The organism is Pseudomonas sp. B13(2017), assembly GCF_002113245.1.
Classification (GTDB): Bacteria; Pseudomonadota; Gammaproteobacteria; order Pseudomonadales; family Pseudomonadaceae; genus Aquipseudomonas; species Aquipseudomonas putida_Z.
Window position 1 is genome coordinate 294,705 of the sequence record NZ_NEJX01000001.1, and the last position, 25,328, is coordinate 320,032.

A 25,328-nucleotide genomic window follows, 5' to 3' on the forward strand; every position below is an offset into this window, starting at 1 on the left:
GAATACTGCGCAGTACCTGTGGGAGCTGGCTTGCCGGCGATAGGGCCAGTGCTGGCAACCGGAATATCAGAGTAGAGCCAAAGCCTTCTGCTTCAACCCATTCAAATCAATCACCGCCACCCCGACCACTTTGGCCCGCTCATCCCACTCCCTCATCCGCAAGCTCACCTCGAACAGCGGATCCCGCTCGAACACATCCGCCTCGTCCTCGCTCATCACGCCCCCCTGATACTCCAAGGTCCGCCGGCTCGCTTCACTCAACCGCTGGTAATACCCAGGCTGGCGCAAAGTCAGGTAGCGCTTGGCCTCAACGTGATACTGCACCAGCCGCGCCATGCGTTCGCCGAAACCACAGCGGCGTAAATACTCGGCGCCGATGCGCTCATGGCTGACCACGCCATAGCCGCCCATGCTGGCGTCACCGCCGCACAGGTGGCCGATGTCGTGGAAGAACGCCGCCAGCACCACTTCGTCGTCGAAGCCTTCGGCCATGGCCAGTTGCGCGGCCTGGGACATGTGTTCGAGCTGGGTGATGGCTTCGCCGATGTAGTCGTCACTGCCGTGGCGTTCGTACAGCGCGAAGGTGCTGTCGATGATCTGGGCTGGGGTGGGCATCACCGTCTTCTCCTGGCTTGATTGGGTGGTGGCTTCTTCGCAGCACAAGGCTGCTCCTACAGGTTGTCGCCGACCTGTAGGAGCAGCCTTGTGCTGCGAAGAGGCCGGTGCAGGTTACTGCTGAGCCACCTTCTCCGACTTGCCGTCATAGCGCTTGCGCCACTCGGCCAGGATCTGGTCACGGTTCTTCGAGGCCCAGGCAAAGTCGTTCTTGATCAGGCGCTGTTCATAGTCCGCCGGCAGTTCGGTCTGCGGCTTGGCAATACCCGGGGCAGCCAGCACGGCGAAGTTCTCCTTGTACAGCTCCATGGCCGCCGGGCTTGCCGAGAAATCAGCCAGGCGCTTGGCCGCATCCGCTTTTGGCGAACCTTTGATCACCGCAGTCGCCTCGATCTCCCAGCCCAGGCCTTCCTTCGGCAGCACGATGTCCAGCGGCGCGCCCTGGCGCTTGAGCTGCACGGCCGGGTACTCGAACGAGATACCGATCGGGAATTCACCCGCTGCGGCAAGCTTGCACGGCTTGGAACCGGAATGAACGTACTGGCCGATGTTCTGGTGCAGTGCATCCATGTACGCCCAACCCTGTGGCTCGCCAAAGGTCTGCAGCCAGGCACTGACATCCAGGAAGCCGGTGCCGGACGAGGCCGGGTTCGGCATGACGATCTTGCCCTTGTACTCGGGCTTGGTCAGGTCCTGCCAGCTCACCGGCTTGCTCAGGCCCTGCTTCTCGGCCTCGATGGTATTGAAGCAGATGGTCGCGGCCCACACGTCCATACCGACCCAGGCTGGTGGGTTGGCAGCATCGCGGTAATTGGCGGCAATCTTGCCCAGGTCCTTCGGTGCGTAGGCTTCGAGCATGCCGTTCTGGTCGAGGATGGCCAGGCTGGAAGCAGCCAGGCCCCACACTGCGTCGGCTTGCGGGCGGTCTTTCTCGGCCAGCAGCTTGGCGGTGATGATGCCGGTAGAGTCACGAACCCACTTGATCTCGATGTCCGGGTTGGCCTTCTCGAAGGCCTGCTTGTAGCTCTTGAGCTGTTCGGCTTCCAGGGCGGTGTAGACCGTCAGCTGGGTACCAGCGGCCGAAGCCTGCAGGCTGAACACGGCGGAAACGGCAGCGGCAAGTGCAAGGTGCTTGTACATGGGTAGGTTCCTTACAGGTCAGACGGTCGCGGCGCGTTGGCGCCAGGCTTGGGAGCGGCGCAGCAGGCCGCGTGAGGCTGCGGCCAGCAGCAGTGAAGCGCCGGCACTGGTCAGCAGGATCAGGGTGGACATGGCGGCGGCACCACCGACGTTGCCGGCGTCATCCATGTTCAGCACGGCGACGGCAGCCAGGATGGTGTCGGGGCTGTACAGGAAGATCGCCGCCGACACGGTGGTCATCGCCGAAACGAACAGGTAGCGGATGATGTCCAGCAGCACCGGCAGGCAGATCGGCACGGTCACCCGCAGAAAGTGCCTGTACAGCGGCGCCTTCAGCGACAGCGCGGCGGCCTCGAACTCGCCGTCTAGCTGGCGCAGGGCGGTGGTCGCGGTCATCTGCGCGGTGGTCAGGTAGTGGGCGATGGTGCACACCACCAGCAGCCCCATGCCGCCGTAGAACACATGCAGCGGGTTGCCGTTCAGGTTGAAGAAGAATACGTAGCCCAGGCCCAGCACCAGGCCCGGCACGGCCATGGGGATGAAGCTGAGCAGGCGCAGCGCCTGGTTGAGCAGGCGTTGGCCCTGGGTCTTCTCCATCAGGTAGGCGCCGGTGAAGATCACGATGCTGCCGATCAGCGCGGTGCCGATGGCCATGGTCACGCTGTTGCGGTAGGCCAGCCAGCCACCACCGGCGCTGTCCTCGAACATGTAGTGACGCAGCGACAACGACAGGTTGTAGGGCCAGAAAGTGACCAGCGACGAATACACCGCCATGCCGATCACCAGCAGCAATGCCGCGCACACCAGCAGCACGATCGCCAGGAAGCAGGCATCACGGCCCCGCGACGGCTTGGGCTCGAACACCTGGGCACGGCCGCTCATGGCCTCGCCCTGGCGCCGGCGCAGCCAGGCATCGACGGTAAAGCTGAACAGCGCCGGCAACAGCAGCACCATGCCGATCAGCGCGCCGCGGCCGAACTGCTGCTGGCCGACCACAGCCTTGTAGGCTTCCAGGGCCAGCACCTGATAGTCGCCGCCGACCACGACCGGTACACCGAAGTCGGTGATGGTCAGGGTGAACACCAGGCAGAACGCTGCGAATACTGCCTGGCGCGTGGCCGGCCAGGTGATGCTGGTGAACGCTCGCCAAGGGCCGGCACCCATGCTGGACGCAGCGTCAAACAGGCGTGCATCGGCCAGCGATAGCGCCGACAGCAGGATCATCAGGGCATGCGGAAAGGTGTAGATGGCCTCGCCCAGCACAATGCCCCAGAAGCCATAGATGTTGTCGCTGAGCAACCCGCGCAGCAGCCCCTGGTTACCGAACAGGTAGACCAGGGCGATGGCCGGCAGCATTGACGGCGCCAGCAGCGGCAGCAACGAAATCCCCCGCCACAGGCCTTTGCCCGGAATCAGCGTGCGTTGCAGGGCATAGGCGAACAGGTAGGCCAGCGGCACCACGATGGCTGCCACCGTGAAGGCCACCGACAGGCTGTTGCCCAGCAGCCAGTGGAAGTTTTCACTGGCGAACAGTTCGCGGGCCGCCAGCAGGCCGCCACCCTGGCCCGCTTCTGCGCTGAAGCCGCGCCAGAAGATCGCCAGCAGCGGCATCAGCACCGACAGCACCAGAAGGATCAGCAGCAGGCTCTTGCCGCCGACGACAAACAACCGGTCGCCCAGGGCGACGCCAGCACGCGGCGTGGCCTTGGCCTGGCTCAGCGGCAGGGACATTGGCGCGGCCATCTCAGGCAAACACCTGCAGGCTCTGCGGCGGCAGCGCCACCCAGATGTCCTGCGAGCCCAACCGCGGCATGGCCTCGGGGGCCAGCTCCGCCAGCAGTGCATGGCCAGGCAGCGCCTTGAGCTCGAAGCTCATGCGACAGCGGTTACCGAGGAAGGTGATTTCACGGACCATGGCCGGGAACAGGTTTTCTTCGTGCACCGCAGGGTTGACCGTGATCGCCTCCGGGCGGCAGAACAGCCGGCCGCTGCTAGCCCGGGCCGAACCTGGTGCCAGACGCATGTTCATGCTACCGACCTGGGCATGGCTGTCACTGCTGCGCTGGAACGGCAACCAGTTGCCCTGGCCGACGAACTCGGCAACGAACGGCGTGGCCGGCTGGTCGTAGATTTCCTGCGGGGTGGCGTACTGCTCGACCTGGCCGTTGTTCATCACCGCAATGCGGTCGGCCATCAACATGGCCTCGTCCTGGTTATGGGTGACCATCAGCGTGGTGATACCCAGCTGGCGCTGCAGCTGGCGCAGTTCGGTGCACAGGTGCTCGCGCACCCGGGCATCCAGCGCCGACATCGGCTCGTCCAGCAGCAGCAGCGACGGCGACGGTGCCAGCGCACGGGCCAGGGCCACACGCTGCTGCTGGCCACCGGAAAGCTGACCGGGGTATTTCTTCTCGCTGCCGGCCAGGCCCACCAGTTCGAGCATTTCGGCCACTCGCTGGCGAGCCTGCTCGCGGCCGCTGCCAGTCAGGCCATAGGCGATGTTGGCTTCGACGGTGAGGTTGGGGAACAGCGCGTAGGACTGGAACAGGATGCCGTAATCACGGGCCTGGGGTGGCAGCTCGGAGATATCGCGCTCGCCGATGTACAACGTACCGCGGTCCTGGCGCTCCAGGCCGGCGATGCAGCGCAGCAGCGTGGTCTTGCCGCAGCCGGACGGCCCGAGCAGGCACACCAGTTCGCCGGCGGCGATGTCCAGCGAGACATCGTTCAGCGCCGTGAAGGCGCCGAAGCGCTTGTGGATGTTGCGCACTTTCATCTGTGCGCCGGGGGTGGTGTGGTTCATGGCAGGGCCTCATCGAAGAGATGGGGGCCATGCTAGGAAGGCTGTGCGAAGGTTCTGTGGCTTTAGGGCAAAAGCGGGTGATAGTGGTATAGGCAGATTTTGTAGTGGCCTTCAAGGGCCCTATCGCCGGCAAGCCAGCTCCCACAGGTACTGCACAGGTTTCAAGGACTGTGGGGTACCTGTGGGAGCTGGCTTGCCGGCGATAGGGCCGGTACAGCCGCTACATGGCTATCAGAAGTGCGAACCGGCCACTTCCTGCGCCACCCCAAGGAAGGCCGCCGGCAACCGGGCCTGGCGCCGCTCCTTCAGGCAATACAGGTACTCATGCATCACCGGCGCGTTCTCCAGCGCCAGCACTCGCAACTCAGGGTTGTGTGGCACCTCGTGCCGGGCAATCACGCTGATGCCGATATTGCGCAGTACCGCCTCACGGATCGATTCGCGGCTGCCAATCTCCAGCAAGGCGCCGGCCTTCACCCCGGCCTCCTGCATCATCTGCTCGGTCAGCTTGCGTGTGGTCGAGCCCTTCTCGCGCATCAGCAGGCAATGCCCGGCCACCACGTCAATGGACACTGCCTGGCGGTGTGCCAGCGGGTGGTTGCGATGCACCGCCACCACCAACGGGTCAGTCCCCAGCACCCGCCGCACCAGCCGCGCGTCTTCCAGCAGTTGCGACGAAGCGGCGATATCCACCCGGTAGTCCTCGAGCATCTCCAGCACCTGCTGCGAGTTGCCGATTTCCACCGCCACTTCCACCTGCGGCAGGCGTTCGCGGTAGATCTTCACCAGGTCAAGAATGTAGTAAGGCGCCGTGGCCGCGATGCGCAGGCTGCCCTGGGCCTGGCCGCTGTTGCGCAGCTCGAACTCGATGTCGGCCTCCTGCTGCAGCAGTGCCTTGACCATCGGCAGCAGGCGCACGCCCTCCTCGCTCAGCACCAGGCGCCGCCCGCCGCGGTAGAACAGCTCCACCGCGTACTGGCTCTCCAGGTTGCGAATCTGCGTGGTCACCGTGGGCTGGCTGAGGCCGAGCTTCTTCGCCGCCAGGGTGATGCTGCCCAGGCGGGCCACCATGTAGAAGGCTTTAAGCTCCGAACTCAGCATGCACGTCCTCTATTTGCGCAACAGGCGCAAGCCGTTGAACACCACCAGCAGGCTCACGCCCATGTCGGCAAACACCGCCATCCACATGGTGGCCATGCCGGCAAAGGTGATCGCCAGGAATATCGCCTTGATGCCCAACGCCAGAACGATGTTCTGCATGAGGATCGCCGCACTTTGGCGCGACAGCCTGACGAAGGCCGGGATTTTCCGCAAGTCGTCGTCCATCAGCGCCACATCGGCGGTCTCGATGGCGGTGTCGGTACCGGCCGCCGCCATGGCAAAACCGATCTCGGCACGAGCCAGCGCCGGGGCGTCGTTGATACCGTCACCGACCATGCCCACCCGATGGCCCTGGGCGTACAGGGTTTCGATGCTCTTGAGCTTGTCGGCAGGCAGCAGGTTGCCTTCGGCACGGTCGATACCCACCACGGTGGCGATGGCCTGGGCGGTATGCGGATTGTCACCGGTCAGCATGACAGTCTTGATGCCCAGCTCATGCAGTTCGGCGATGGCCTGGCGGCTGCTTTCCTTGACCGTGTCGGCCACCGCGAACAGCGCCAACGGGCCGGAGCGGTCGAGCAGCAGCACCACGGTCTTGCCCTGGCGCTCCAGCGCATCCAGCTGGGCCTCGAGCTCGGGCGAGCACAGCCCCAGCTCCTCGACCAGACGGTGGTTACCCAGGTGGTAAACCTCACCCGCGACGGTACCGCGCACGCCGCGCCCGGCCAGGGCGGCGAAGTCATCGACCTCGCTCAAGGCCAGGCCTTGCTCCTTGCCGAACTGGGCAATGGCGCGGGAAACCGGGTGGTCCGAACGCTCGCCCAGGCTGGCGGCCAGGGCTTGCGCGCGGCCTTCGAACAGCGGCTCCAGTACCTTGGTATCGGTCTGCACCGGCTTGCCGTGGGTGATGGTGCCGGTCTTGTCCAGGGCCAGAAAGTCCAGCTGGCGCCCGCCTTCCAGGTACACGCCACCCTTGATCAGGATGCCCTTGCGCGCGGCGGCAGCCAGGCCGCTGACGATGGTCACCGGGGTCGAGATCACCAGGGCGCATGGGCAGGCCACCACCAGCAGCACCAGGGCGCGATAGACCCAGTCGAACCAGGCACCGGCCATGAACAGCGGCGGTATCACCGCAACGGCCAGGGCAATGGCAAACACCACCGGGGTGTAGATGCGCGAGAAGCGGTCGACGAAACGCTGGGTAGGCGCCCGCGCGCCTTGCGCTTCCTCGACGGCCTTGATGATCCGCGCCAGGGTCGATTGCCCGGCAGCAGCGGTAACGCGGAACTCCAGCGCCCCTGCCTGGTTGATGGTACCGGCGAACAACTTGTCGCCCACGGCCTTCTCCACAGGCAGGCTTTCGCCGGTGATCGGCGCCTGATCGACGGTGGATTGCCCGCTGGTCACTTCACCGTCCAGGCCAATGCGTTCGCCGGGGCGTACCCGCACCAGGGCCCCGATGGCCACTTCCCGCACCTCCACTTCCCGCCACTGGCCATCGGCCTCGCGCACGGTGGCCATGTCCGGGGTGAGCTGCATCAGGCCGCCAATGGCGTTGCGCGCGCGGTCCAGCGAGCGGGCTTCGATCAGCTCGGCGACGGTGAACAGCACCATCACCATGGCCGCTTCCGGCCACTGGCCGATCAGCACCGCGCCAGTCACGGCAATGCTCATCAGCGCGTTGATGTTGAGGTTGCGGTTTTTCAGGGCGATCCAGCCCTTCTTGTAGGTACCCAGGCCACAGCCGAGGATCGCTGCCAGCGCCAGCGTCGCCACCACCCACTCAGGCGCTAGTGCGGCAAAGTGCACGATTTCGGCGGCGATCGCAGCAATACCGGACAGCGCCAGCGGCCACCAGCGGGTCTTGGCCACCTGTGGTGCGCTGGCGGTGCCATCGTCTTCGGCACCAAGCGGCTCGGCTTTCATGCCCAGGCTGTCGATGGCCTGCTCGATTTCAGCAGTGCCACCCAGGGTGTGGCGCACGCCAAGCACACGATTGATCAGGTTGAATTCCAGCTGCTCGATACCGGCCAGCTTGCCCAGCTTGTCCTGGATCAGGGTCTGCTCGGTAGGGCAGTCCATGGCCTCGATGCGGAAACGGCTGAACTGGGCGTGGCTGCTGGCCTTTTCGCTCAGCTGGACCAAGGCTGGCGCAGCAGCGCTGCCACAGCAGCTGTGGGCGTGGTGATCGTGCTTGTGTTCGTGGCTGACAGGCTGGTTCATGGGGTCATCCTTAATTTGAGCCTGTTGCCAAGTGAACACCCTGTAGCCACTATAGGGTCAAGCCACTTGCTGGAGAATTTCGTGATGAAGATCGGAGAACTGGCCAAAGCCACCGACTGCGCCGTGGAAACCATCCGCTACTACGAGCGTGAACAGCTGCTGCCGGAGCCGGCGCGCAGCGACGGCAACTACCGGCTGTACACCCAGGCCCACGTCGAGCGGCTGACGTTCATCCGCAACTGCCGCACCCTGGACATGACCCTGGATGAAATCCGCAGCCTGCTACGCCTGCGCGACAGCCCCGATGATTCGTGCGGCAGTGTCAATGCGCTGATCGACGATCATATCGAGCATGTGCAGGCACGGATCGATGGTCTGGTGGCGTTGCAGGAACAGCTGGTGGAGCTGCGGCGGCGCTGCAATGCACAGGGGGCGGAGTGTGCGATCTTGCAGCAACTGGAGACGAACGGGGCGGTGTCGGTGCCGGAAACCGAGCATTCGCATGTGGGGCGAAGCCACGGGCATTGAAAGATCCAAGGGCCCAATCGCCGGCAAGCCGGCTCCCACAGGTTTTGCACAGCCCCAACTGGCAGCGCCGTCCTGTGGGAGCTGGCTTGCCGGCGAAAGGGCTGCAGCGCAGCCCCGGCAATCTAAAAGATCACACCGCCATCGGCGCCGTCATCGGCGCATGGTGCTCATACCCTTCCAGCCAGAAATCGCTCGGCTCGATCTTCTCCAGCCACTCCGGCTCGTACTTCCCCGTGTCGGCAAACGCTGGCACGCGGTCGCTGATCACCAGCTTCGGCGCTTCCAGCGGCTCACGCTTGAGCTGCTCGTTGAGCATGTCCAGGTGGTTCTCATACACATGGGCATCGCCGATGAAGTAGGTGAACCAGCGCGGGGTGTAGCCGGTCAGGCGGCCGAACAGCGACAGCAGCGCCGCGCCTTCGGTGAGGTTGAACGGCGTGCCCAGGCCCAGGTCGTTGGAACGGATGTAGAGGGTCAGGGAAATCTCCCTGGTCTCCACATTCGGGTGGAACTGGTACAGCAGGTGGCACGGCGGCAGGGCCATTTCGTCCAGCTGCGCGCAGTTCCAGCCGTGGAACAGGATACGGCGGCTGCCCGGGTCATTGGCGATGGTGTCCAGGCACTGGCGCACCTGGTCGATGGCCTTGTACAGGATGACGAAGGCGACGCCGTCCTCCTCGTCCTGGGCGATGCGGCGGAAGCCCGCCTTCTCGGCCATTTCGATGGCCGCCGGGTTGCTCAGCGGGATGCGCTTGTAGCCCGGCCACTGGCGCCATTGCACGCCGTAGATCTCGCCCAGGTCGTCATGGCCCTGGCGGAACGGGTTGGCCAGCCACTGTGCGTTCTCGTTGGCGTTCTGGTCCCAGACCTTGCAGCCCAGTTCGCGGAATTCACCGGCGTTCTTCACGCCACGCAGGAAACCGACCATTTCGCCGATCGCCGACTTGAACGCCAGTTTGCGCGTGGTAATGGCCGGGAAGCCCTTCTGCAAGTCGAAACGCAGCATGGCGCCCGGCAGGCTGATGGTGCGGATGCCGGTGCGGTTGCCCTGCAGCGTGCCGTTGTCGATGACGTCGCGGACCAGGTCCAGATACTGTTTCATGGCTTACCTGTAGCAAAAACGGCAGGGGGATCGCCCCTGCCGTGGGATTAATCAGGCGGGTTTCGCCGTAGGCTTGCGATTATAAGCCCACCAGATCAGGCCAAGGCCAGCCAGGATCATCGGTACGCACAGAATCTGACCCATGGTCAGCCAGCCCCAGGCCAGGTAGCCAAGCTGGGCATCCGGTACGCGGACGAATTCGACGATGAAGCGGAAGATGCCGTAGAACAGCGCGAACATGCCGGATACCGCCATGGTCGGCCGCGGCTTGCGCGAGAACGCCCAGAGAATCAGGAACAGCGCCACACCTTCGAGTGCGAACTGGTACAGCTGCGATGGGTGACGCGGCAGCTGCGCCGGGTCGCTGAACGGCGGGAAGACCATCGCCCATGGCACGTCGGTGGCCTTGCCCCACAGCTCGGCGTTGATGAAGTTGCCGATGCGCCCGGCCCCGAGGCCGATCGGCACCAGCGGCGCGACGAAGTCCATCAGCTCGAAGAACGACTTGTTGTTGCGCTTGCCGAACCACAGGGCCGCCAGCATCACGCCGATGAAACCGCCGTGGAACGACATGCCACCCTTCCACACCTCGAAGATCAGCGTCGGATTGGCCAGGTAGGCGTGCAGGTCGTAGAACAGCACGTAGCCCAGGCGACCACCGACGATCACACCCATCGACAGCCAGAACACCAGGTCGGAGAGCTTTTCGCGCGTCCAGGTGGGGTCGAAGCGGTTCAGCCGGCGCGAGGCGAGCAGCCAGGCACCGCCGATGCCGACCAGGTACATCAGGCCGTACCAATGGATTTTCAGCGGCCCGATGGCCACGGCCACGGGGTCTATCTGCGGGTAAGGCAGCATGGAACTTCCTCTCGATTCAAATCAAAAAGCTGAGGCCGACACAGAACAGCAGGGCTGCGAACAGGCGTTTCAACAAACGTGGCGACAGCTTGTGCGCCAGGCGCGCGCCGAAGCGGGCGAAAAACATGCTGGTCACGGCAATGCCGAGCAGCGCCGGCAGGTACACGTAACCCAGGCTGTGGGCTGGCAGGTGCTCCTCGTGCCAACCCAGCAGCATGAAACTCAGGGCACTGGCCAAGGCAATCGGCAGGCCACAGGCCGAAGACGTGGCCACTGCCTGCTGCATGGGCAGGCTGCGCCAGGTCAGGAACGGCACGGTCAGCGAACCGCCGCCGATGCCGAAAATGGCCGAAGCCCAGCCGATCACGCCACCTGCACCGATCAGCGCGGGCTTGCCGGGGATGCCGCGACTGGCCTTGGGCTTGAGGTCCAGGGCCATCTGCGCGGCGATGACCAGGGCGAACACACCGATGATCTTTTGCAGCAGTGGCCCCTGGATCAGCGAGGCGGTCTTGGCGCCGACACCGGCCCCGAGGAGGATGCCGAGGGTCATCCAGGCGAAGATCGGCCATTGCACCGCGCCCTTGCGATGGTGCTCGAGCACGGCGTTGATCGAGGTGAAGACGATGGTTGCCAGCGACGTACCGACAGCCAGGTGGGTCAGCACCGAGGCATCGAAACCTTGCAAGGTGAAGCTGAACACCAGCACCGGCACGATGATGATACCGCCGCCCACGCCGAACAGCCCGGCCAGCACACCGGCGCAGGCGCCCAACAGCAGATAGAGCACGAATTCCATTCGTCTTCCCCGAAAAAACAATGCGGCATGGTAACGGAAGCCGGGCTCGGGGCTCTAGTGAACAGTGTGTCAGGATGGATCCTCCCCGCCGCTGTGGGTACAGTGGCAAAAAAACCAGAGGCCCGACCGATGTGCCTGATCGTATTCGCCTGGCGGCCGGGGCATGCCCTGCCGCTGATCGTGGCGGCCAACCGCGATGAGTTCTATGCCCGCCCCACCCAGGCCCTGGCGGCCTGGGAGGATGCACCCGGGGTATATGCCGGGCGCGACCTGGAGGCCGGCGGCACTTGGCTGGGCGTCGGCCCGCAGGGGCGGTTCGCGGCGCTGACCAATATTCGCGACCCGGCGCAGGCTTTGGGGCCGCGCTCGCGGGGCGAGCTGGTGGCGGCGTATCTGCAGGGGGAGTTGGGAGTCGAGGCCTATCTGGACCAGGTGGCCAGCCGCAGCAGGCAATATTCAGGGTTCAACCTGCTGGTGGGCGATGGGCGGCAGCTGGGCTATCTGCATGCCCGGGACGCGGCGCCGCGCTTGCTGGAGGCCGGGGTTTACGGGCTTTCCAATGCCGGGTTGGATACACCTTGGCCGAAGCTGGTGAAGGCGCGCAGTGGGCTGGAAGGGTTACTGGAGACGCCAGAACCACAGCGCTTGCTGGCGTTGCTGGCCGATGCCGAACCGGCGCCGGAGGGCGAGTTGCCGGAGACGGGCGTGGGGTTGGCGACCGAGAAGCTGCTGTCGAGTGTGTTCATTGCCAGCCAGAACTATGGGACTCGGGCGAGTACGGTGCTGATTGTGGATGATCAGGGGAAAAGGCGGCTTATTGAGCGCAGTTTCGGGCCCTTTGGTGGGCACTTGGGGGAAGTTGAGTTGCTGGTCTGATAATTTGATGTTGCTTGCTCCGGCCTCTTCGCGGGTAAACCCGCTCCCACAGGTACTGCGCCGCATCTGAAGGCTGCGCTGTACCTGTGGGAGCGGGTTTACCCGCGAAGAGGCCGGAACAGGCACCCCACATTCAGAGGGTTTTATTGGCCCCAGGCCCGATCATCCGCGCCAACCCAAGGTTTTTCAGGGCCAGTTGCAGCGAGCTGTGGATAACCTGCGGGTTGTCATGGCTCAAGGCCTCCACCAGCAGCTCCTTGGCCTTGCTCATATTCACCTGGCGCAGCATCCACTTCACCTTCGGCAGGTTGGTGGCGTTCATCGACAGGCTGTCGAAGCCCATGGCCATCAACAGGATCGCCGCTGCCGGGTCACCGGCCATCTCACCGCAGATACTCACCGGCTTGCCTTCGCCATGGGCGTCGCGCACCACCGTGTTCAGCGCCTGCAACACCGCCGGGTGCAGGTAGTCGTACAGGTCGGCGACCCGCGGGTTGTTGCGGTCCACCGCCAGCAGGTACTGGGTCAGGTCGTTGGAACCGACCGACAGGAAGTCCACCTGCCGCGCCAGCTCCTTGGTCTGGTACACCGCCGCAGGAATTTCCACCATCACGCCAACCGGTGGCATCGGCACATCGGTGCCTTCGTCACGCACCTCGCCCCAGGCGCGGTGGATCAGGTGCAGCGCCTCTTCCAGCTCGTGGATGCCGGAAATCATCGGCAGCAGAATGCGCAGGTTGTTCAGCCCCTCGCTGGCCTTGAGCATGGCGCGGGTCTGCACCAGGAAGATTTCCGGGTGGTCGAGGGTGACGCGAATGCCGCGCCAGCCGAGGAACGGGTTTTCTTCCTTGATCGGGAAGTACGACAGCGACTTGTCGCCACCGATGTCGAGGGTACGCATGGTCACCGGCAGCGGGTGGAAGGCCGCCAGCTGCTCGCGGTAGATGGCCAACTGCTCTTTCTCGCTGGGGAAGCGCTGGTTGATCATGAACGGCACTTCGGTGCGATACAGCCCCACCCCTTCGGCGCCACGCTGCTGGGCACGGGCCACGTCGGCGAGCAGGCCGGTGTTGACCCACAGCGGCATGCGGTGGCCGTCCGGGGTAATGCACGGCAGCTCGCGCAGGGCATCCAGGCCCTGGGCCAGCTGGCGCTCCTCCTCGACCACGTCGCTGTACTGCTTGCGCAGCACTTCGCTGGGGTTGGTGAACACCTCGCCCTTGTAGCCGTCGACGATCATCTCGATGCCGTCGACCTTGGAATAAGGCAAGTCGACCAGGCCCATCACCGTGGGGATACCCATGGCGCGAGCCAGGATGGCGACGTGGGAGTTGCCCGAGCCCAGTACCGAGACCAGGCCGACCAGCTTGCCTTCCGGCACTTCACCGAGCATCGCCGGGGTCAGCTCTTCACTGACCAGGATGGTGTTGTCGGCATACACCAGCGACTGCGCGCGGGCTTCCTGCAGGTAGGCCAGCAGGCGCCGGCCCAGGTCCTTGACGTCGGAGGCGCGCTCGCGCAGGTAGTCATCGTCCATCAGCTCGAAGCGGTTGACGTGCTCGCCCACCACCTGGCGCAGTGCGCCCTGGGCCCACTGGCCGGTCTTGATGACTTCGGTCACCTCACCGCCCAGAGCCGCGTCTTCGAGCATCATCAGGTACACATCGAACAGTGCACGCTCCTCCGGGCGCAGCTGGGTGGCCAGCTTGGCCGACAGCTTGCGCATATCGTCGCGCACACCTTCGAGGGCGTTCTGGAACAGCTTCAGCTCGGCGTCGATGTCATCGACGGTCTTGTCCGGTACCACTTCCAGATCGGCTGGCGGCAGCATCACCACTGCGCGCCCCACGGCGGCGCCAGGCGAGCCCGGTACGCCGACGAAGCGCGCTTCCTGGATACCCTTGCCCTGGCGGCCCAGGCCACGGATCGAGCCAGTAGCCTCGGCGTGGGCGATAACCCCTGCGAGCTGGGCGCTCATGGTGACAAGGAAGGCTTCTTCGCCCTCGTCGAACTGGCGGCGCTCCTTTTGCTGGATGACCAATACCCCGACCACCCGGCGGTGGTGGATGATCGGCGCACCGAGGAAGGAGGCGAATTTTTCCTCGCCGGTTTCGGCAAAGTAGCGGTAACGCGGGTGGTCGGCAGCGTTTTCCAGGTTCAGCGGCTCTTCCCGGGTACCGACCAGGCCGACCAGGCCTTCGTTGGGGGCCATGCTGACCTTGCCGATGGAGCGCTTGTTCAGGCCTTCGGTGGCCATCAGCACGAAGCGGTTGGTTTCCGGGTCGAGCAGGTAGACCGAGCAGACCTGGCTGCCCATGGCCTCCTTGACACGCAAGACAATGATCCCCAACGCCGACTTGAGATCTTTGGCGGAGTTTACTTCCTGGACGATCTTGCGCAGCGTATTGAGCATGGCTCGGGGTCGAACTCCGTCGTCAGTCGCGCGTCAGCAGACGCGGTGCTAGCTCTTTCAGGGCGCGTCGGTAGACCTCGCGCTTGAATGTCACAACCTGGCCCAGCGGGTACCAATAGCTGACCCAGCGCCAGCCGTCGAATTCCGGCTTGCCGGTCAGGTCCATCCGCACCCGTTGTTCGTTGCTGACCAGACGCAGCAGGAACCATTTCTGCTTCTGGCCGATGCACAGCGGCTGGCTATGCGTACGCACCAGTCGCTGGGGTAAACGATAACGCAACCAGCCACGGGTGCAGGCAAGAATTTCCACATCATCGCGTTCAAGGCCAACTTCTTCGTTCAGCTCGCGGTACAGGGCATCTTCCGGCGTCTCGTCAGGGTTGATGCCACCCTGGGGAAACTGCCAGGCATCCTGGTTGATCCGTCGAGCCCATAGCACCTGCCCGGCATCATTCGTGAGAATGATCCCGACATTGGGGCGAAAACCATCCGGGTCGATCACGGCAGCAACCTCGCAAACGCATGTCACCGCATTGTTCCACAAAGCTTGCGAGCGCAGCAACGCGCCCGCCAAGCTTATGTGCAGCAGCGTGAAAACTCCGTATTCTGCGGGCCTACCCTGTGGCTTATGCGAGTGACCGCGATGCGCCTGGCTTTATTCGACCTGGACAATACCCTCCTCGGTGGCGACAGCGACCATGCCTGGGGTGACTACCTTTGCCAGCGCGGCATCCTTGACCCGGTTGCCTACAAGCAACGCAACGATGGCTTCTACCAGGACTACCTGAACGGCACCCTGGACCTGCAGGCCTACCTGGCCTTTTCCATGGAAATCCTTGCGGCAACACCGTTAGCCCAGCTCGACGAATGGCACCGCGACTTCATGCGCGACTGCATCGAGCCGATCATCCTGCCCAAGGCGCTGAGCTTGCTGCAGCAGCACCGCGAGGTCGGCGACCAGCTGGTGATCATCACCGCCACCAACCGCTTCGTCACCGCACCGATTGCCCGGCGCCTGGGGGTTCGCGTGTTGCTGGCGACCGAATGCGAGATGCGTGATGGCCGCTATACCGGGCGTAGTACCGATATACCGTGTTTCCGTGAAGGCAAGGTGACGCGGCTGGAGCGCTGGATGCTGGAAAACGGCTTCGATCTTGAGGACAGCTATTTCTATAGCGACTCGATGAACGATTTGCCGTTGTTGCAGCGAGTGGCGCATGCGGTGGCGGTGGACCCCGACCCGAAGCTGCGGGCGGAGGCCGAGATGCGTGGGTGGCCGGTGGTTTCGCTGCGGGATTGAGGTTTTCCTGTGCCGGCCTCTTCGCGGGCATGCCCGCTCCCACAGGGATCACCACAAGCCTGGAGGGCTGCGCAGTACCTGTGGGAGCGGGCGCGCCCGCGAAGAGGCCGGCACATACAGCACAAGCCTGTCAGACTGGCTTGGCCCCCATCAGCCCGGCGATGGACAGGAAGCAAACCCCACTGAACACCGCCAGTGCCAAGGTAAAGCGCAACCCCACCACCTCGGCCTTGCGCAGCCGGTTCAACCGCACCAGCAGCCACCACACGGCAAACGCGCCCAGCGTATAGATGACGCTGGACGCCAGCACCCAGGTCTGCCCCAGCGGCCAGCCCACCAGGTGCACCAGCCACCAGCCGGTGAACGGCATGCTCACCAGGCACAGGCCCATCACCAGCCAGACGAACACCAGCGGCCGACGCAGCAGCTTGGCGTAGGCCTCGGCATCGCCCTGGCGGCGGGCGCGCACGGTCCAGAGCGCCAGGCCCAGAGCACCCAGCAGCAGGAGCGCGGTGGCGATGATGTGCAGGGTCTTGAGGGTGGTCAGGTGTTCCATGTCTCGGTTGTCCTTAAGCAGGCCATTTTGTGCAGGCTTCTTCGCGGGCTTGCCCGCTCCCACAGGGATATCACAGGCCCTGAAGCCTGTGCAGTACCTGTGGGAGCGGGCAAGCCCGCGAAAGGGCCATCAGCCCCAGCTTAGCCGCTCAGCCCAGGAACAGCTTGTAAGCCGGGTTGTCAGTCTCGTCCCAGTACGGGTAGCCGATCTTCGCCAGCGCCGCCGGCACCAGGTGGCGCTCGTCCTCCGGCACCTGCAACCCCGCCACCACGCGCCCGTCAGCGGCGCCATGGTTGCGGTAATGGAACATCGAGATGTTCCAGCGCCCGCCCAGCTTGTTGAGGAAGTTGAACAGCGCCCCCGGCCGCTCGGGGAACTCGAAGCGCAGCACCATCTCGTCACTGGCACCGGCCGAATGGCCACCGACCATGTGGCGAATATGCAGCTTGGCCAGCTCGTTGTCGGTCAGGTCGGTAACCGGGAAGCCCTGCTCGGTCAGTTGCTGTACCAGCGCCGCACGCGGGTCGTTTTCCGGGTGGGTCTGCACGCCGACGAAGATATGCGCCTCGTCGGAGGTGTGCTTGCGGTAGTTGAATTCGGTGATCTGGCGCTTGCCGATAGCCTCGCAGAAGGCCTTGAAGCTGCCCGGGCGTTCGGGGATGGTCACTGCGATGATCGCTTCGCGCTTTTCACCCAGTTCGGCACGCTCGGCTACATGGCGCAGGCGGTCGAAGTTGACGTTGGCACCGGAGTCGATGGCCACCAGGGTCTGCCCGGTCACGCCGTACAGCTCGACGTACTTCTTGATGCCCGCCACGCCCAAGGCGCCGGCAGGTTCGGTGATCGAGCGGGTATCATCGTAGATATCCTTGATAGCCGCGCAGATCTCGTCGGTACTGACGGTGACCACTTCATCCACATGATGACGGCAGATATCGAAGGTGTGCTGGCCGATCTGAGCCACCGCCACGCCGTCGGCGAACAGCCCGACCTGCGGCAGCACCACGCGCTCGCCGGCCGCCATGGCCGCCTGCAGGCAGTTGGAGTCGTCCGGCTCGACGCCAATCACCTTGATTTCCGGGCGCAGGTACTTCACGTAGGCAGCAATGCCGGCGATCAGGCCACCGCCACCCACCGGCACGAAGATCGCGTCCAGCTGGCCCGGGTGCTGGCGCAGGATCTCCATGGCCACGGTGCCCTGCCCGGCGATGGTGTGCGGGTCGTCGTAGGGGTGCACGTAGACGAAGCCCTTTTCATCGACCAGTTTCAGCGAATAGGCCAGCGCCTCGGGGAACGAGTCGCCATGCAGCACCACCTTGCCGCCCCGCGAACGCACGCCTTCGACCTTGATTTCCGGGGTGGTCTTGGGCATCACGATAGTGGCCTTGATGCCCATCTCGCGCGCAGCCAGGGCCAGGCCCTGGGCGTGGTTGCCGGCCGAGGCGGTGACCACGCCACGGGCCAGTTCTTCCGGGGTCAGTTGGGCCAGCTTGTTGTAGGCCCCGCGGATCTTGAACGAGAACACCGGCTGCAGGTCTTCGCGCTTGAGCAGAATCTGGTTGCCCAGGCGCTTGCTCAGCTGCCCGGCGCTCTGCAGCGGGGTTTCGACCGCAACGTCGTAGACGCGCGAGGTGAGGATCTTCTTGACGTACTGTTCGAGCATCGGGAATGCATCACTGGGCCGCGGGACAAGGGCTGGGAGTCTACCCCAGCGCTACGTCGGGCGACCACAGCAAAGCCGCCCGAGCCGTTATACTAGGCTCTTTTCAAAACCGCCCTGCCCCTCTCGGAGCCCGCATGACCCAGGACCAACTCAAACAGGCCGTCGCCCAGGCCGCTGTCGACTTCATTCTGCCCAAGCTGGATGAAAAGAGCGTCGTCGGCGTCGGCACCGGTTCGACCGCCAACTTCTTCATCGACGCCCTGGCTCAGCACAAGACCGCCTTCGACGGCGCGGTCGCCAGCTCCGAAGCCACTGCCCAGCGTCTGAAGGGCCATGGCATCCCGGTCTACGAGCTGAACAGCGTCAGCGAACTGGAGTTCTACGTGGACGGCGCCGACGAGAGCGACGCGCACCTGAACCTGATCAAGGGCGGCGGCGCAGCCCTGACCCGCGAGAAGATCGTCGCCGCCGTGGCCAAGACCTTCATCTGCATCGCCGACGCCAGCAAGTTGGTACCGGTGCTGGGCGCCTTCCCGCTACCGGTCGAAGTGATCCCGATGGCCCGCAGCCACGTGGCGCGCCAGCTGGTCAAGCTGGGTGGTGACCCGGTGTACCGTGAGGGCGTGATTACCGACAACGGCAACGTGATCCTCGATGTGCACAACCTGCAGATCACCAACCCGGTGGAGCTGGAAGGACAGATCAACGCCATCGTTGGCGTGGTGACCAACGGCCTGTTCGCGGCGCGTCCGGCGGATTTGCTGCTGCTGGGTACCTCTGAGGGCGTGAAAAGCCTGAAGGCTGAGTAACCTTCTTCGCGGGCGCGCCCGCTCCCACAGGTATTGCACAGGGTCCGAAACCTGTGGCGTACCTGTGGGAGCGGGCATGCCCGCGAATAGGCCCTCACAGGCACTCACTCCGCTGGCTGTTTGAACACATAGAACAGGTTCGGCTCACTGACCAGATAGATGGTCCCTGCCTCATCCATCGCAATCCCCTCCGCCTGTGGCACCGTCGCCTGCAACCCCTGGAACCCCTTGCGCAACGACAAGGTACTCAGCGGCCGGCCCTCCACATCCAGCTCCAGCACCAGCCGCGACTCGTCCGACAGCGCCAGCAGGTGCCCGCTGCGCTCATCGAACTGCAAGCTCGACAGGTCCCGCACGAACAGCCGCGAATCGCGCTTGCGGTCCTGCACCACATGCACCGCATAGGGCTGCTCAGGATTGTCGTGCGGGAAGCCATGCACTTCGTAGATCAGCATTGGGTCACGCTCCTTGGCCACGAACAGGCGCTTGCCCGCCGAATCGTAAGCCAGCCCCTCGAAACCCTTGTTGCCGTTCAGGCCAATGCCCAGGGTCAGCTGCTCGGCATCGCCGGCATCGAGGAACATCGTGTCGTCCTCCAGGCGCACGCGAATCAGCCGCTGCTGGCGCTCGTCGGTGATCACATAGCTGTTGGGCCCGACGTACTCCACGGCTTCCGGGTCGCCGAAGCCGGTCAGCGGCACCCGGCGCAGGATGCGGCCGTCCAGCGACAGCTCGATCAGCTCCGAGCGGGCATTGGTGACGGTAAACAGGGTCTTGCGGTCGGGGTCGTAGGTCAGCGCCGATATGTCGTCATCCAGCCCTTCGACCGGCTGCGCCTCCACCACCACCCGGTAGCGGTCCAGGCCGATGCTCTGCTCGGCGGGCTGCCACCAGGCCTTGAGGTTGAACCAGCCACGCTCGAACAGGCGGAACTCCTGCCCGGCCAAGCCGAGCAGGAGCAGGCCGATGGCGGCCAATACAAGGAACAGGCGAACAAAACGGCGCATGAGGGCAGACTCGACATAGGGGTGGCGAATCTAACCATGAACAACTGAAGTAAAGCTTAATGCCAGCATCCGAAAAGTCGGATGTTGGGCTCAGTTCTTTCTGAAGCGATAGAACAGGGCCGGCTCGCTGACCATGTACAGGTTGCCCTTGTCGTCCATGGCCACCCCTTCGGCACGCGGGATGGTGTCCTGCAGGCCGTTGAAACCGCCGAGCAAGGTCATGAAGCTGACTTGCTGACCCTGCTCGTCCAGTTCCAGCAGCATGTTGGAATCGGCCGACAGCGCCAGCAGGTGGCCGGTACGCGGGTCGACGCCCAGTGCCGAGAGGTTGCGCAGGTCCAGTTCATCGTTGGGCAACGGCTGCTTTTCGCCCGTGAGCGGGCTGCGGCCATCGGTGTTCCAGGTGTACAGCCTTGGCGGGCGCTCCTCGCCGATGACCAGGCGCTGGCGCAGCGGGTCCCAGGCCACCGCCTCGAAGCCCTTGTTGCTCTTCACCGACTGGCCCAGGTCGTGGCTCTGGAAATCATCATGGTTCAACGAGGTGGTCTGCGCATCCACCTTGACCACGGTCAGGTCGTGCAGGCGCTCATCGGTGATTGCCAGGAAGCCGTCTTCCAACACGGCGACGCCTTCCGGGTTGTTCCAGCCGTTGAGGGGGATCTTGCGCAGTACATCGCCATCCAGGCTCAGTTCGACCAGGATCGGGTTCTTGCCCATGACTGCGAACAGGGTGCGGGTACGCGGGTTGAAGGCCACATCCGAAGCTTCATCGTCGTCCATGCCCGGCAGCGGCTTGGCATCGATGTCGACCTGGTAGTCCGGCAGCCATACGCTTTCGCTGCGCTCGGCGGTGCTTTCGAAGCTTTCCTTGACCCACAGCGCGCCGCGGTCATCCCAGTGCATGGCCACAGCCACGCCATAGCCGATTACCGCCGCCGCGGCCAGGCCGAAGGGCCAGCGCAGGAAGAAACGACGCTTGGGGGTTGTCGGGGCGCTGGAGGGAGATGGCATGCAGGGGTCCTGGGGAAATGGGCGTAGGTTCGCGCATTATCCGGATCAGGTGTGAAAAATCGGTAAACAGGACCGGCCTCTTCGCGGGCATGCCCGCTCCCACAGGGATATATCACAAGCTTCAGGCCTATGGAGAACCCTGTGGGAGCGGGCGTGCCCGCGAAGAAGGCGACGCGGTTTCGAGTCAGAGCACCCGGCTTTCGAAGCGACTCACACCCGGCAGCTCAAGCACCAGCTCATCACCGACATTGAACGGCCCCACACCCGCCGGGGTGCCGGTAAGGATCACATCCCCCGCCTGCAGCGAAAAATGTGCCGCCATGTACTGAATCATCGGCACGATCGGGTTCAGCATCATCGCGCTGTTACCGTCCTGGCGAACTTCGCCGTTGACGGTCAGGCGCACCGGGATGTCGGTCACATCCTCGAAGCTGGCAGCCGACACGAACGGCGGCAGTACGCAGGCGCCGTCGAAGCACTTGGCCAACTCCCATGGCAGGCCCTTCTCTTTCAGCTTGGCCTGCACATCGCGCAGGGTGAGGTCCAGCGCCGGGGCGTAACCGGAAATGGCGTCCAGCACCTCTTCCTCGCTCGGATGAGTCGACAGCGGCTTGCCCAGCAGCACGGCAATTTCCGCCTCATAGTGCACCGAGCCACGCTCGACCGGGATCTTGAAGCCGCCCTCGGCCGGCACCACGCAGCTGCCCGGCTTGATGAACAGCAGCGGTTCGGTGGGGATCGGGTTGTCCAGCTCCTTGGCATGCTCGGCATAGTTACGGCCGATGCACACCACCTTGCCCAGCGGGAAGTGAATGCGTGTGCCGTCTACGTACTGGTGCTGGTAACTCATGGCCGACTCCTCTGGATACTGCTTTCTATTCAGGTGCGAAGATCTTACCCGGATTCATGATGCCGTTAGGGTCGAACACGGCCTTTATTGCCTTCATGCAGGCGATTTCTTCGGGCGAGCGGCTGTAGCCCAGGTAGTCTCGCTTGGTCATGCCCACGCCGTGCTCGGCCGAGATCGAGCCGTTGTAGCGCTTGACGATATCGAACACCCACTTGTTGACCTTGGTGCACGAAGCGAAGAAGTCATCCTTGCTCATGTGCTCGGGCTTGAGGATGTTCAGGTGCAGGTTGCCGTCGCCGATGTGGCCGTACCACACCACTTCGTAATCAGGGTAATGTTCCGCCACGATGGCGTCGATATCGCGCAGGAACGCTGGCACTTTCGATACCGTGACAGAAATGTCGTTCTTGTACGGGGTCCAGTGCGAGATGGTTTCCGACAGGTACTCGCGCAGTTTCCACAGGTTTTTCAGCTGGGTCTCGCTCTGGCTCATCACCCCGTCCAGCACCCAGCCTTGCTCGACGCAGTGCTCGAAGGTGGCCAGGGCTTCGTTGGCCACCTCCTCGGTGCTGGCCTCGAATTCCAGCAGCGCATAGAACGGGCAGTCGGTCTCGAACGGCGCCGGCACATCGCCACGCGCCAGGATCTTGGCCAGGCCCTTGTCGGAAAAGAACTCGAAGGCGGTCAGGTCCAGCTTGCCCTGGAAGGCATGCAGCACCGGCATGATCGAGTCGAAATCCGGGGTCCCCAGCACCATCGCGGTGAGGTTGCGCGGCGCACGGTCCAGACGCATGGTGGCCTCGACCACGAAGCCCAGGGTACCTTCGGCACCGATGAACAGCTGGCGCAAGTCGTAGCCGGTGGCGTTCTTGATCAGGTCCTTGTTCAGCTCCAGCAGCTCACCCTTGCCGGTGACCACTTTCAGCCCGGCCACCCAGTTGCGGGTCATGCCGTAGCGAATCACCTTGATCCCGCCGGCATTGGTGCCGATATTGCCGCCAATCTGGCTGGAGCCGCTGGAGGCGAAGTCCACCGGGTAATACAGGCCCTGTTCTTCGGCGTAGGCCTGCAGCTGGCGGGTAATCACCCCTGGCTGGCAGACTACGGTGCGGTCGAAGGCATTGAAGCCGAGAATCTGGTTCATGTAATCGAAGGCGACCACCACTTCGCCATTGGCCGCCACGGCGCCTGCGGAAAGCCCGGTACGCCCGCCCGACGGCACCAGCGCCACCTTGTGCGTATTGGCCCAGCGCACGATCGCCTGCACCTGCTCCACCGTCTTGGGGAAGACGATGGCGCTGGGCGCCGGTGGGTAATGCTTGGTCCAGTCCTTGCCATAGGCTTCCAGGGAAGCTGCGTCGGTCAGGACCTTGCCAGGGTCGACAAGGGTCATCAGTTCATCAATAACAGCGGGGTGGGTCATCGCTGGAACTCTCGACTTATTCATAGTCACCCTGAGCACTCTTCACCTGTCGGGATAAGCTCAGATTGTGTCGCGTATGCTAGCATAGCCCTCCCGCTGTTCATGCTAAGGCTGCCTTTGCGCCTGGCATCACCCTCGCCATTTTTTCTCCGGGATACAGGTTTACGCAGATGAGCAAGACTTCTCTCGACAAGAGCAAGATCCGGTTCCTTCTTCTTGAAGGTGTGCACCAGAACGCGGTCGATACCCTCAAGGCCGCCGGCTACACCAACATCGAATACCTCACTGGTTCGCTGCCGGAAGCCGAGCTGAAGGAAAAGATCGCCGACGCCCACTTCATCGGCATCCGTTCGCGCACCCAGCTGACCGAAGAGATCTTCGACTGCGCCAAGAAACTGGTCGCCGTTGGCTGCTTCTGCATCGGCACCAACCAGGTCGACCTGGAAGCTGCCCGCGAGCGCGGTATCGCCGTGTTCAACGCGCCATACTCCAACACCCGTTCGGTAGCCGAACTGGTACTGGCCGAAGCCATCCTGCTGCTGCGCGGCATCCCCGAGAAGAACGCTTCCTGCCACCGTGGCGGCTGGATCAAGAGCGCGGCCAACTCCTTCGAAATCCGCGGCAAGAAGCTGGGTATCGTCGGTTACGGCTCGATCGGCACCCAGCTGTCGGTCCTGGCCGAGAACATGGGCATGCAGGTGTATTTCTACGACCCGCTGACCAAGCTGCCACTGGGCAACGCCGTGCAGGTCACCAGCCTGCACGAGCTGCTGGGCCTGGCCGACATCGTTTCGCTGCACGTGCCTGAGCTGCCATCCACCCAGTGGATGATCGGCGAGAAGGAAATCCGCGCGATGAAGAAGGGCGCGATCCTGATCAACGCCGCACGCGGCACCGTGGTCGAGCTGGACCACCTGGCCGCCGCCATCAAGGACCAGCACCTGATCGGCGCCGCCATCGACGTGTTCCCGGTGGAGCCGCGCTCCAACGACGAGCAGTTCGAAAGCCCGCTGCGTGGCCTGGACAACGTGATCCTGACCCCGCACATCGGTGGTTCCACTGCCGAAGCCCAGGCCAACATCGGCCTGGAAGTGGCCGAGAAACTGGTCAAGTACAGCGACAACGGTACCTCGGTATCCTCGGTCAACTTCCCGGAAGTTGCCCTGCCGGCGCACCCAGGCAAGCACCGCCTGCTGCACATCCACGAAAACATCCCTGGCGTGCTCAGCGAGATCAACAAGGTCTTCGCCGAGAACGGCATCAACATCTCCGGTCAGTTCCTGCAGACCAACGAGAAAGTCGGTTACGTGGTGATCGACGTTGACGCCGAGTACTCCGACCTGGCGCAAGAGAAGCTGCAACAGGTCAAGGGCACCATCCGTTCCCGCGTCCTGTTCTAAGTTCGCTGGCGGCATGAAAAAGGGAGGCCCCGGTGGCCTCCCTTTTTTTTGCCTGTGACATTGGTGTCGCTTGCTTCGCGGGCTTGCCCGCTCCCACAGGGTCCACACCAGCCTTGAAGCCAGTGGTGATCATGTGGGAGCGGGCGAGCCCGCGAAGAACCCGACACCTATTTCACGTCGACAGTAATCTTCTGCGACACGACGCTCGGCTTGAACGGCACGTGATACTGGTCACCCAGCACCAGCTGCAGGGTGTGCTTGCCCGGGGTCAGGGTAATGCTGGTTTCGGTCTGCGCCTTGCCGAAGTGCAGCACTTGCGGGCCATCCGGCAATGCGGTGCCGGCCTGTGGCATCAGGCTGGATGGCAGCGCCATGTCGGCCACCGGCTCTTTATCCACGTCCACCAGCAGGTGGTGGTGCCCTGTGTGCGGGGTGCTGTCGCCCGCAGGCTTGAGCGCCATGCCCTCGATGCCGAACTTGACGGTGAAGGTCTTGTCGACCGTGGCGCCATCGGCGGGGGAAACGATGAAGACCTTGGCATCCTTGGGCGGCTCCTGGCTCTTCAGGGCATCTGCGGCACTGGCGAACATTGACGCTCCCATCAACAGACCAGCAACGGCAGCACGCGAAAATAGGCTGTTCATTCACTTCTCCTGTGATTCACTTATTGACCGCCGCCAGTATTCCAGTGGCGGCGGTGGTTCACCTTAGTTGATATGTTTGCCCAGATGTTCACATCGTCAGGCAGAAATATTTCAATCCGGGTTAAACAATGCCGAGGCTTCAAGGTCATAGGCTGCGCTCGACCACGGCGAGGAAGAAAGCCGTGGCGAAGGTTATTCATCTGCCAA

At 63.8% G+C, this 25,328-nt stretch carries 23 protein-coding genes; 5 read left to right on the forward strand and 18 right to left on the reverse strand.

Translation table 11 applies throughout. The features are described from left to right. Nucleotides 1-66: 66 nt before the first annotated feature. The 6 genes from CAG44_RS01280 to CAG44_RS01305 all read right to left on the reverse strand — a co-directional run bounded on the left by CAG44_RS01280 (nt 67) and on the right by CAG44_RS01305 (nt 7,882). The gene (locus CAG44_RS01280; protein ID WP_085592465.1) at nt 67-615 is read right to left on the reverse strand and encodes a phosphonate degradation HD-domain oxygenase; all 549 of its coding nucleotides are present in this window, start codon (nt 613-615) and stop codon (nt 67-69) included. A 114-nt stretch (nt 616-729) separates the two neighbouring features. Next, nucleotides 730-1,755, reverse strand: coding sequence for a putative 2-aminoethylphosphonate ABC transporter substrate-binding protein (locus tag CAG44_RS01285; RefSeq protein WP_085592463.1), 1,026 nt, complete (start codon nt 1,753-1,755; stop codon nt 730-732). An 18-nt stretch (nt 1,756-1,773) separates the two neighbouring features. Continuing rightward, nucleotides 1,774-3,498, reverse strand: a complete 1,725-nt coding sequence (locus CAG44_RS01290) for a putative 2-aminoethylphosphonate ABC transporter permease subunit (protein WP_085691445.1) — start codon at nt 3,496-3,498, stop codon at nt 1,774-1,776. Nucleotide 3,499: 1 nt separating this feature from the next. Then, entirely contained in the window at nt 3,500-4,558 is a 1,059-nt protein-coding gene (locus tag CAG44_RS01295; RefSeq protein WP_085691446.1) for a putative 2-aminoethylphosphonate ABC transporter ATP-binding protein, read from the reverse strand. A gap of 231 nt (nt 4,559-4,789) precedes the next feature. Next, the gene (locus CAG44_RS01300; RefSeq protein ID WP_015272181.1) at nt 4,790-5,659 is read right to left on the reverse strand and encodes a LysR family transcriptional regulator; all 870 of its coding nucleotides are present in this window, start codon (nt 5,657-5,659) and stop codon (nt 4,790-4,792) included. Between the two features lie 9 nt (nt 5,660-5,668). Then, on the reverse strand, nt 5,669-7,882 hold the full coding sequence (locus tag CAG44_RS01305; protein ID WP_085691447.1) for a heavy metal translocating P-type ATPase: 2,214 nt from the start codon (nt 7,880-7,882) through the stop codon (nt 5,669-5,671). Nucleotides 7,883-7,966: 84 nt separating this feature from the next. Here CAG44_RS01305 and cadR point away from each other — a divergent pair, with 84 nt between their 5' ends. Further along, entirely contained in the window at nt 7,967-8,410 is a 444-nt protein-coding gene (gene cadR / locus CAG44_RS01310; protein ID WP_085691448.1) for a cadmium resistance transcriptional regulator CadR, read from the forward strand. 130 nt (nt 8,411-8,540) lie between these two features. Here cadR and CAG44_RS01315 read toward each other — a convergent pair whose 3' ends face one another. From CAG44_RS01315 to CAG44_RS01325, 3 genes are read right to left on the reverse strand one after another with little or no spacing between them, the layout of a single operon-like run. After that, nucleotides 8,541-9,512, reverse strand: a complete 972-nt coding sequence (locus tag CAG44_RS01315; protein ID WP_061550295.1) for a thymidylate synthase — start codon at nt 9,510-9,512, stop codon at nt 8,541-8,543. Between the two features lie 51 nt (nt 9,513-9,563). Further along, nucleotides 9,564-10,370 (reverse strand): prolipoprotein diacylglyceryl transferase, encoded by an 807-nt coding sequence (lgt, locus tag CAG44_RS01320; RefSeq protein ID WP_013974665.1) that lies wholly within the window; start codon nt 10,368-10,370, stop codon nt 9,564-9,566. A 16-nt stretch (nt 10,371-10,386) separates the two neighbouring features. Then, nucleotides 10,387-11,169 carry a sulfite exporter TauE/SafE family protein gene (locus CAG44_RS01325; RefSeq protein WP_024087873.1) on the reverse strand — a complete coding sequence of 261 codons (783 nt, stop codon included), beginning with the start codon at nt 11,167-11,169 and terminating at the stop codon, nt 10,387-10,389. Between the two features lie 129 nt (nt 11,170-11,298). Between CAG44_RS01325 and CAG44_RS01330 the strand changes: the two genes are divergently transcribed. Further along, nucleotides 11,299-12,045, forward strand: coding sequence for an NRDE family protein (locus CAG44_RS01330; protein WP_085691449.1), 747 nt, complete (start codon nt 11,299-11,301; stop codon nt 12,043-12,045). Between the two features lie 133 nt (nt 12,046-12,178). Here CAG44_RS01330 and ptsP read toward each other — a convergent pair whose 3' ends face one another. Together ptsP and CAG44_RS01340 are read right to left on the reverse strand one after the other, a co-directional pair. After that, complete coding sequence (ptsP, locus tag CAG44_RS01335; protein ID WP_085691450.1) at nt 12,179-14,458, reverse strand: phosphoenolpyruvate--protein phosphotransferase; 2,280 nt, start codon at nt 14,456-14,458, stop codon at nt 12,179-12,181. A 22-nt stretch (nt 14,459-14,480) separates the two neighbouring features. After that, entirely contained in the window at nt 14,481-14,960 is a 480-nt protein-coding gene (locus CAG44_RS01340) for an RNA pyrophosphohydrolase (protein ID WP_003249017.1), read from the reverse strand. Nucleotides 14,961-15,101: 141 nt separating this feature from the next. On the opposite strand from CAG44_RS01340, the gene CAG44_RS01345 reads away from it, so the two are divergent. Further along, nucleotides 15,102-15,758, forward strand: a complete 657-nt coding sequence (locus CAG44_RS01345) for an HAD family phosphatase (RefSeq protein ID WP_085691451.1) — start codon at nt 15,102-15,104, stop codon at nt 15,756-15,758. A gap of 130 nt (nt 15,759-15,888) precedes the next feature. Here CAG44_RS01345 and CAG44_RS01350 read toward each other — a convergent pair whose 3' ends face one another. Beyond that, nucleotides 15,889-16,314, reverse strand: a complete 426-nt coding sequence (locus CAG44_RS01350; protein WP_015272187.1) for a DUF2269 domain-containing protein — start codon at nt 16,312-16,314, stop codon at nt 15,889-15,891. Nucleotides 16,315-16,462: 148 nt separating this feature from the next. Further along, on the reverse strand, nt 16,463-17,977 hold the full coding sequence (ilvA, locus tag CAG44_RS01355) for a threonine ammonia-lyase, biosynthetic (protein ID WP_013974671.1): 1,515 nt from the start codon (nt 17,975-17,977) through the stop codon (nt 16,463-16,465). Nucleotides 17,978-18,111: 134 nt separating this feature from the next. Here ilvA and rpiA point away from each other — a divergent pair, with 134 nt between their 5' ends. After that, nucleotides 18,112-18,786 (forward strand): ribose-5-phosphate isomerase RpiA, encoded by a 675-nt coding sequence (gene rpiA / locus CAG44_RS01360; RefSeq protein WP_085691452.1) that lies wholly within the window; start codon nt 18,112-18,114, stop codon nt 18,784-18,786. A gap of 104 nt (nt 18,787-18,890) precedes the next feature. Here rpiA and CAG44_RS01365 read toward each other — a convergent pair whose 3' ends face one another. The 4 genes from CAG44_RS01365 to CAG44_RS01380 form a co-directional block, all read right to left on the reverse strand. After that, a complete protein-coding gene (locus tag CAG44_RS01365; protein WP_085664327.1) occupies nt 18,891-19,793 on the reverse strand; it encodes an SdiA-regulated domain-containing protein in 903 nt (300 codons plus the stop codon). 90 nt (nt 19,794-19,883) lie between these two features. Then, nucleotides 19,884-20,804, reverse strand: a complete 921-nt coding sequence (locus tag CAG44_RS01370; RefSeq protein ID WP_085691453.1) for an SdiA-regulated domain-containing protein — start codon at nt 20,802-20,804, stop codon at nt 19,884-19,886. 184 nt (nt 20,805-20,988) lie between these two features. Then, complete coding sequence (locus CAG44_RS01375) at nt 20,989-21,654, reverse strand: fumarylacetoacetate hydrolase family protein (RefSeq protein WP_019472496.1); 666 nt, start codon at nt 21,652-21,654, stop codon at nt 20,989-20,991. A 25-nt stretch (nt 21,655-21,679) separates the two neighbouring features. Further along, nucleotides 21,680-23,077: an FAD-binding oxidoreductase gene (locus tag CAG44_RS01380; protein WP_085592443.1), complete on the reverse strand. Its 1,398-nt coding sequence runs from the start codon at nt 23,075-23,077 to the stop codon at nt 21,680-21,682. A gap of 170 nt (nt 23,078-23,247) precedes the next feature. Between CAG44_RS01380 and serA the strand changes: the two genes are divergently transcribed. Next, nucleotides 23,248-24,477: a phosphoglycerate dehydrogenase gene (gene serA, locus CAG44_RS01385; RefSeq protein WP_003258542.1), complete on the forward strand. Its 1,230-nt coding sequence runs from the start codon at nt 23,248-23,250 to the stop codon at nt 24,475-24,477. A gap of 167 nt (nt 24,478-24,644) precedes the next feature. Here the strand turns inward: serA and CAG44_RS01390 are convergent, their stop codons facing one another. Beyond that, a complete protein-coding gene (locus CAG44_RS01390; RefSeq protein ID WP_025341008.1) occupies nt 24,645-25,121 on the reverse strand; it encodes a DUF4399 domain-containing protein in 477 nt (158 codons plus the stop codon). Nucleotides 25,122-25,328 lie beyond the last annotated feature (207 nt).

What these genes read in the sequence shown, in the direction of transcription:
- CAG44_RS01280 (WP_085592465.1), bottom strand. Translation starts at nt 615, where the DNA reads ATGCCCACCCCAGCCCAGATCATCGACAGCACCTTCGCGCTGTACGAA.
- CAG44_RS01285 (WP_085592463.1), bottom strand. Translation starts at nt 1,755, where the DNA reads ATGTACAAGCACCTTGCACTTGCCGCTGCCGTTTCCGCCGTGTTCAGC.
- CAG44_RS01290 (WP_085691445.1), bottom strand. Translation starts at nt 3,498, where the DNA reads ATGGCCGCGCCAATGTCCCTGCCGCTGAGCCAGGCCAAGGCCACGCCG.
- CAG44_RS01295 (WP_085691446.1), bottom strand. Translation starts at nt 4,558, where the DNA reads ATGAACCACACCACCCCCGGCGCACAGATGAAAGTGCGCAACATCCAC.
- CAG44_RS01300 (WP_015272181.1), bottom strand. Translation starts at nt 5,659, where the DNA reads ATGCTGAGTTCGGAGCTTAAAGCCTTCTACATGGTGGCCCGCCTGGGC.
- CAG44_RS01305 (WP_085691447.1), bottom strand. Translation starts at nt 7,882, where the DNA reads ATGAACCAGCCTGTCAGCCACGAACACAAGCACGATCACCACGCCCAC.
- cadR (WP_085691448.1), top strand. Translation starts at nt 7,967, where the DNA reads ATGAAGATCGGAGAACTGGCCAAAGCCACCGACTGCGCCGTGGAAACC.
- CAG44_RS01315 (WP_061550295.1), bottom strand. Translation starts at nt 9,512, where the DNA reads ATGAAACAGTATCTGGACCTGGTCCGCGACGTCATCGACAACGGCACG.
- lgt (WP_013974665.1), bottom strand. Translation starts at nt 10,370, where the DNA reads ATGCTGCCTTACCCGCAGATAGACCCCGTGGCCGTGGCCATCGGGCCG.
- CAG44_RS01325 (WP_024087873.1), bottom strand. Translation starts at nt 11,169, where the DNA reads ATGGAATTCGTGCTCTATCTGCTGTTGGGCGCCTGCGCCGGTGTGCTG.
- CAG44_RS01330 (WP_085691449.1), top strand. Translation starts at nt 11,299, where the DNA reads ATGTGCCTGATCGTATTCGCCTGGCGGCCGGGGCATGCCCTGCCGCTG.
- ptsP (WP_085691450.1), bottom strand. Translation starts at nt 14,458, where the DNA reads ATGCTCAATACGCTGCGCAAGATCGTCCAGGAAGTAAACTCCGCCAAA.
- CAG44_RS01345 (WP_085691451.1), top strand. Translation starts at nt 15,102, where the DNA reads ATGCGCCTGGCTTTATTCGACCTGGACAATACCCTCCTCGGTGGCGAC.
- CAG44_RS01350 (WP_015272187.1), bottom strand. Translation starts at nt 16,314, where the DNA reads ATGGAACACCTGACCACCCTCAAGACCCTGCACATCATCGCCACCGCG.
- ilvA (WP_013974671.1), bottom strand. Translation starts at nt 17,977, where the DNA reads ATGCTCGAACAGTACGTCAAGAAGATCCTCACCTCGCGCGTCTACGAC.
- rpiA (WP_085691452.1), top strand. Translation starts at nt 18,112, where the DNA reads ATGACCCAGGACCAACTCAAACAGGCCGTCGCCCAGGCCGCTGTCGAC.
- CAG44_RS01365 (WP_085664327.1), bottom strand. Translation starts at nt 19,793, where the DNA reads ATGCGCCGTTTTGTTCGCCTGTTCCTTGTATTGGCCGCCATCGGCCTG.
- CAG44_RS01370 (WP_085691453.1), bottom strand. Translation starts at nt 20,804, where the DNA reads ATGCCATCTCCCTCCAGCGCCCCGACAACCCCCAAGCGTCGTTTCTTC.
- CAG44_RS01375 (WP_019472496.1), bottom strand. Translation starts at nt 21,654, where the DNA reads ATGAGTTACCAGCACCAGTACGTAGACGGCACACGCATTCACTTCCCG.
- CAG44_RS01380 (WP_085592443.1), bottom strand. Translation starts at nt 23,077, where the DNA reads ATGACCCACCCCGCTGTTATTGATGAACTGATGACCCTTGTCGACCCT.
- serA (WP_003258542.1), top strand. Translation starts at nt 23,248, where the DNA reads ATGAGCAAGACTTCTCTCGACAAGAGCAAGATCCGGTTCCTTCTTCTT.
- CAG44_RS01390 (WP_025341008.1), bottom strand. Translation starts at nt 25,121, where the DNA reads ATGAACAGCCTATTTTCGCGTGCTGCCGTTGCTGGTCTGTTGATGGGA.